5 protein-coding genes and 1 pseudogene are annotated in these 6,097 nt (G+C 44.8%); 3 read left to right on the forward strand and 3 right to left on the reverse strand.

Annotated features, from left to right (window positions below; all coding sequences use genetic code 11):
* Positions 1-207 precede the first annotated feature (207 nt).
* Positions 208-1,077 carry a Uma2 family endonuclease gene (locus RID09_RS24045; RefSeq protein WP_446338442.1) on the forward strand — a complete coding sequence of 290 codons (870 nt, stop codon included), beginning with the start codon at positions 208-210 and terminating at the stop codon, positions 1,075-1,077.
* 284 nt (positions 1,078-1,361) lie between these two features.
* Here the strand turns inward: RID09_RS24045 and RID09_RS24050 are convergent, their stop codons facing one another.
* Positions 1,362-2,042, reverse strand: coding sequence for a hypothetical protein (locus RID09_RS24050; protein WP_446338443.1), 681 nt, complete (start codon positions 2,040-2,042; stop codon positions 1,362-1,364).
* Entirely contained in the window at positions 2,039-4,066 is a 2,028-nt protein-coding gene (gene uvrC / locus RID09_RS24055) for an excinuclease ABC subunit UvrC (RefSeq protein WP_446338444.1), read from the reverse strand. The genes RID09_RS24050 and uvrC overlap by 4 nt, the downstream gene beginning before the upstream one ends.
* Positions 4,067-4,218: 152 nt before the next feature.
* Between uvrC and RID09_RS24060 the strand changes: the two genes are divergently transcribed.
* Together RID09_RS24060 and RID09_RS24065 are read left to right on the forward strand one after the other, a co-directional pair.
* Positions 4,219-5,040, forward strand: a complete 822-nt coding sequence (locus RID09_RS24060; protein WP_446338445.1) for a protease complex subunit PrcB family protein — start codon at positions 4,219-4,221, stop codon at positions 5,038-5,040.
* A 227-nt stretch (positions 5,041-5,267) separates the two neighbouring features.
* Positions 5,268-5,840, forward strand: coding sequence for a hypothetical protein (locus RID09_RS24065; protein WP_446338446.1), 573 nt, complete (start codon positions 5,268-5,270; stop codon positions 5,838-5,840).
* A gap of 11 nt (positions 5,841-5,851) precedes the next feature.
* Here the strand turns inward: RID09_RS24065 and RID09_RS24070 are convergent.
* Positions 5,852-6,097: pseudogene (locus RID09_RS24070) on the reverse strand (RRXRR domain-containing protein); the annotation flags it as partial.

A 6,097-nucleotide genomic window follows, 5' to 3' on the forward strand; every position in this document is an offset into this window, starting at 1 on the left:
GTTAAACAGTTTTAAGGTCACTGAAACAGTGCTTTTTGGACAGTTACCGACCGATAACCTTGGCGAGGCTAACTTTACCCCAGAAATGGGTGAAAACCGGAGGGGCAACCATACCCCTCCACCCCGAAAGGGGTATGCTTCTTAAACCGCTACCGGGTGTTCCTCCCTGGTCTAAAGACACAGGGTTTCCCACAACGAAGGATTTTTATGAGCCAGAGCCTGGAACCTACCGTTCTACCTCCTCCGTTCCCGGATCATACCCAACTCCCTGAATCAGATGGCGAATTCGTGAAGAATTTTCAGGAGCATCCCCAAAGCCTTATTCTCACAGACTCCCTCGGACCTATTCTAGAAAGAATTCATCCCGATGGACAATATGCCATTGGACAAGATTGTGGCATCTACTGGCGACAGACAGAACCCCCGGAAAAAGGAGCAGAAGCTCCCGATTGGTTTTATGTGCCTAATGTTCCCCCAAAATTAGACGGACAAATTCGCCGTTCTTACGTGATCTGGCACGAATTTATCGCACCAATGATTGCTTTAGAATTTGCCAGTGGCGATGGTTCCGAAGAGCGAGATCAAACGCCATTATCCCGCTCATCTCAAGGAAAAAAAACGAAACCCGGTAAGTTTTGGGTTTATGAGCAGATTCTCCGGATTCCTTACTATGGTATTTTTGAAATCAATCGGAACCATTTAGAGGTTTATCATCTAATCAATGGTTCCTACCGCCCGATGTCTCCTAATTCGCGAAACCACTATCCCATTGAACCTTTAGGTATCGAATTGGGATTACTCCAAGGAACCTATCAAAATCAAACTCAAATTTGGTTGCGCTGGTGGGATAGTCAGGGCAATTTACTCCTCACAGGAAGTGAGAGAGCCGAACAAGAAAGACAACGGGCTGAACAAGAAAGACAACGGGCTGAACAAGCAGAAATTGCCCGAAGAGAAGCCATTCCCAAATTATTCGCAATGGGATTAACCGCAGATCAGATAGCCGAAGCCTTAGGTTTACCCATTGAGGAGGTTAACTCCCTAGTGCAAGAAGGCAGAAATAACACCAATAGCTAACATCTTCTCCAGCTTCACTGTATAGACAAAGCTGCTCAATTATTTCCGCTCAGCTGCACTAGAAATCGGGAGCATGTCAGTTTTGCACAGAACGTTAAGGATAGAGAGCAAGAGGAGGCGATTGAAATCGCTGCTACACAAACAAAGTCCGCCTGCGCGGACTGGTTTATCACAGGGGTAGCTAACCCGAATTTGGTATTATACGTTTAAATGCAACTTAGTATGAACTCGTTTTAACGGGTTTAAGCTTTAAGAGGAGAACTTTAGTTCTAGGCTTCCTAAGATTAATGTTTCGCCCTAAGGACATCCCATCGCTTAGCCACAAACAAGTATAACCCATAAATTGTCAGACTCTCCCCCACTAACTCAGATGTCTCCTCAACCGCCACGCGCACCTTCTCCACCACCACGGGAATCAAACCCCCCTGATTAAGCTGAAAAACCACTATTTTCACCACCTCCCCGCAAAATACCCCCAGAAAAAATATGCCCATTCCCAAGGCGACAAAGGCAATGGCTTTGGGGTAAAATCTCCAAATTGCGATAAAATCCCGGTGAAATATCACCAGCGTACTCACCCCAACCGCCAAATAAATCGGCATCCAATCTTTATGATCTGACGTATTCAGCAGACGCGAAAGCTGTAGGTGAAACTTAAATACCTCATCCACCGCCCCATAAGAAAATAATACCGCGATCGCGCCACAAAAAAGGCGAGAGGGCGGAAGGGAGGTATGGCGTTGAAATAGCAGTAAACTCAAGGCAATTAAGCCAATAATCAACAGTTGTAGCGCTTGGATTAATGAGGGAATCGTCATTTGCCCATCCATATTAAATAGGGGATACGCCTTTCCCCTCACCACAATCCCCCACAGATAAATCAATCCCAAACTAATTTCTAACCCAATCACCGCCCACAGTAGCCAGACGCCAGAGGGTTGAATCGTGGGGGACTTACTTCTCATGGATGAAAATAGGAATAAATATCTTCGGCTAAACGCAAACCAATTCCCGGAACTTCAGCAAGCTGTTGTACCGATGCTTCTCGAATATAATCAATGGAACGAAAATGTGCCAATAGCTGTTTTTGGCGCACAAATCCTAATCCGGGAATTTCATCTAAACGAGAACGGCGTAATTTATCACTGCGTTGCTGTCGATGGAAACTCACCGCAAAACGGTGCGCCTCATCTCGTAAACGCCGCAATAATTGCACCCCCGGTTGTTCTGCATCTGTGGGGAGGGGAAAGGATTCACCAGGGAGAAAAATTTCCTCCCGTTGCTTAGCTAAACTCACTACCCGGACTTTATCCAATAGGTTCATATCCTGCAATACCGCCACCACGGCGGAGAGTTGTCCTTTACCGCCATCAATCATAATTAAATCGGGAAAATCATCAGATATCCCCTGTTCTCTGGAAAGGGCGGGTTTAGTTATGTTATCGGTTTGTGGCGAAATGGTATCAGTCAAAACCGCCCCTACATCTGGGTTTCCTTTGTGGTTTGAAAGGGCGGGTTTAGTTATGTTATCGGTTTGTGGGGAAATGGTATCGGTCAAACCCGCCCCTACATCTTTATATTTGCGAAAACGGCGACGAATCACTTCAGCTAAACTGGCAAAATCATCGGAATGACCAATCGTTACTGTGGGATTTTTGATCTTATAGTGGCGATAATGTTGCTTAGCTGGTATTCCATTAATAAACACCACCTGAGAGGCTACTGCATTGGCACCCTGAATGTGAGAAATATCATACCCTTCAATCCGATGGGGTAAATCGGGTAAATCTAAAATAGCGGCTAAATCCTCCATGGCTTGGGTATTGCGATCCGCGAATTTCTGAGTCCGTTCCAACTCATATCTAGCATTCCGTTCCACCATTTCAATTAATTCGGCTTTAGTTTGCCGTTGGGGAACTAAAATAGTAACTTTACGCCCTTTGCGTTCACTTAACCAATCTGCCAATAATTCCGCATCCGGTAACTCATGCTGAACTAAAATTTCAGTGGGAATTTCTACCGAGTCAACGGTTTGGTAATGATCTTCTAATACCCGTTGTAAAATAGCCCCTAATTCAATTCCCCCAGTGGGAACCTCGGCGAAAAATCCCAACCGCCCCACTAACCGACCGGCACGAATCTGGAATAATTGAATACAAGCATTATTGGCATCTGCCGAGAGCGCGATCGCATCCCGTGATACGGTATCATCAGGTAGGGCAACTTTTTGGTCAGCACTCAGGGCGTTCAACCCTTTAATCTGATCCCGAATTTTCGCGGCTAACTCAAAGTTCAGCGATTCCGCCGCTTGTTCCATATTCCGAGTTAGGATATCAATCAGTTCCCCCGTTCGTCCCTGAAACACCATCGCCATTTTTTGCACTGTATGGCGATACTCCTGGGGCGAAATTAGCTGTTGACAAACGCCAGGACAACGCCCAATATCATAGTTAAGACAGGGACGGTCTTTAAACAGAGGACGAGGACGCTGGCGTTGGGGGAAAATCTGCTTAAGTAGGTGTAATGTGCTTCGCAGCAACCCGACATCCACATAAGGACCATAATATCGATCCTTTTCCTTTCTTAGGTTACGCTTGCGGGTAATAAAGATACGCGGATAGTCTTCTGACCAAGTAATACAAACATAGGGATATTTCTTATCATCTTTGAGCAGCACATTAAAATAAGGCTGATGCTGCTTGACTAAATTCGCTTCTAATGCTAGGGCTTCCGCTTCCGTATCAGTAACAATGAACTCAATCTCCGCCACCTGACGCACCATCATGGCGATACGGGGGCTTAGGGGTTGGGCGTTACGGAAATAGGAACGAACGCGCGATCGCAGCTTCTTTGATTTACCAATATAGAGGATGCGATCGCTCCCGTCACGCATTAAATACACCCCAGGTTCGCCGGGGATTTCTTTCAGGCGACTTTCTAGGCGATCGGGATTATTGACTAGAGGGGTTACTTTAGCAGAGGATACCACAGATGCTGCTCATCTCGCTTACTCATCTTATCTTTATGATAAAACCTTTTTTTATTCATGAGACATGGAACATTTTATCGGGACGAGAGGTCAAAGGGAAAATCGGATAATTCTAGACGGTTTACCCAAGAAAACTATTAGGAGTTTGAACAATGAAAAAAATACTCATGCTCGCCGCCAGTCTCTTTATAATATCAGCCGAATCAGCTCAAGCTTGTCGTTGTTTACCCTCTACCCCTGATCAACATTTTGAATCCGCTAATGCTGTCTTTTCGGGTCGAGTTGTTAATGTCGTCACTCCCCGCCAAAATTCCACACGCCCCGAATTCTCTTCCCAACAAAAAAGAGTCATGTTTGAAGTTGCCGAAGTTTGGAAAGGAGAAGAAAGACGCCGATTAATGGTGATGACACCAGAGTCCAGCGCCAGTTGCGGCTTCAACTTTGTGGAAGGAGAGTATTACTTAGTCTATGCCTCAATTTCCGATAAAAACTTAACCACATCCCTGTGCAGTGGCACAAAGCTATTAACTCAAGCCCAAGAGGATTTAAAGATGTTAGAAGACCAAGATACGCCTTCAGATACTGTCTCCTTGGAATCATTAGATAAAGGTTTTAACTCGGGAATGGAAGAACCATTTGAAACGGTGATTCGCAATCCCGGAAATTGGCAGCAATTTTGGAAAAAATTTAATGATAATTCTTCTCAAACACCACCCTCACCCCAAGTTAACTGGACGGAAAGCATGGTGATTGGAGTTGGGTTAGGGAATAAACCCAGTGGTGGCTATAGTGTTGAAATTAAAGATATCGTGATGGAGGACGGTAAGCTGGTGATTAATGCTGTAGAACAGCAACCCGGACAAAACTGTTTTACAACAATGGCAATCACTCAACCTTATCATTTAGTTACGGTAGAACGAGTAGATTTACCTGTTCAATTTAACCGTAAAACTGAGATAATTAACTGCGATTAATGTCAAATTCATAGACTACTTATTGATGTAAAGGTTGCTGAATAAGTAGTGGGGTGAGGGGAGGGAACAGGGAACAGTGAACAGTAAGAGTTAATATTAGATAGGTCAGGGGCTGGTAGGTTACGGTGGACAGGACATTAAACGGTTATTTCTCCAATGAAAGACCCGCCCGACAATTACAATAAAGGAATTAGTGCTTGCTCAAAGCGTTTCCAGTCCCATCTACCATGAATACCCCAGCCCACATCATTATTAATATGCTATGCCTAGGGCGTCAGGATACCGCCAATATCCTTACCCCAGTCATAGTCGGTGCATTCCTCCCCGATGCTCCCATGTTTGTATTCTACTTTGTTGAAAAAGTGATTAAAGGCACACCTGAAGGAATTATTTGGCGAGAAGCGTATTACAAAGAAAACTGGCAAAACTTTATTGACATTTTCAACTCTATCCCTCTAATTATCTTTGCTTTAGTTTTCACAGGCTGGTTAGGTTCCAAAATAGGAATAATCTTTTTCTCCAGCATGTTTTTACATATTGTCGGTGATTTTCCCCTGCATCATAATGATGCCCATCGGCATTTTTTCCCCTTTTCCAATTGGCGATTCCAGAGTCCAGTTTCCTATTGGGACCCGAATCATTACGGCACTATTGTCACCATTGTGGAAATCCTCGCCGTCATTATCAGCTGCGTTGTACTATTCCAAACCTACCAATCCATGACAGGTAGAATTAGTGTGGGGCTAATGGGAGTTTCCTATTTAGCCTATTTCATCTATGTTTTTACCGTTTGGGTTTAGGTCAAATTGGCTCAAAGCCACTGTCGTGAGAGTTCATCGTAAACCTCGTGAGACCCCGCATTCAGCGAAGCAATGCGGGGAGGAATAGAGGTCAAATCTTGCCACTCAATGTGGTGAGATTTGACCAGTCCAGTTGAAGGCACGACGATTAACCCCGTGCTTCGCTGCAACAACTGGACTTTTTTGGCAGTAAACTGCCCCAATCGTTTCCAATTTCCATCGCTAACGGAAACCTGAGTTTTAGTGTCCCCAGAACA

The sequence above is a fragment of the Coleofasciculus sp. G1-WW12-02 genome (assembly GCF_040219735.1).
Classification (GTDB): Bacteria; Cyanobacteriota; Cyanobacteriia; order Cyanobacteriales; family Coleofasciculaceae; genus Coleofasciculus.

Bases quoted from the DNA above. Each gene is read 5' to 3' on its own strand.
- RID09_RS24045 (WP_446338442.1), top strand. From the start codon at position 208: ATGAGCCAGAGCCTGGAACCTACCGTTCTACCTCCTCCGTTCCCGGAT.
- RID09_RS24050 (WP_446338443.1), bottom strand. From the start codon at position 2,042: ATGAGAAGTAAGTCCCCCACGATTCAACCCTCTGGCGTCTGGCTACTG.
- RID09_RS24060 (WP_446338445.1), top strand. From the start codon at position 4,219: ATGAAAAAAATACTCATGCTCGCCGCCAGTCTCTTTATAATATCAGCC.
- RID09_RS24065 (WP_446338446.1), top strand. From the start codon at position 5,268: ATGAATACCCCAGCCCACATCATTATTAATATGCTATGCCTAGGGCGT.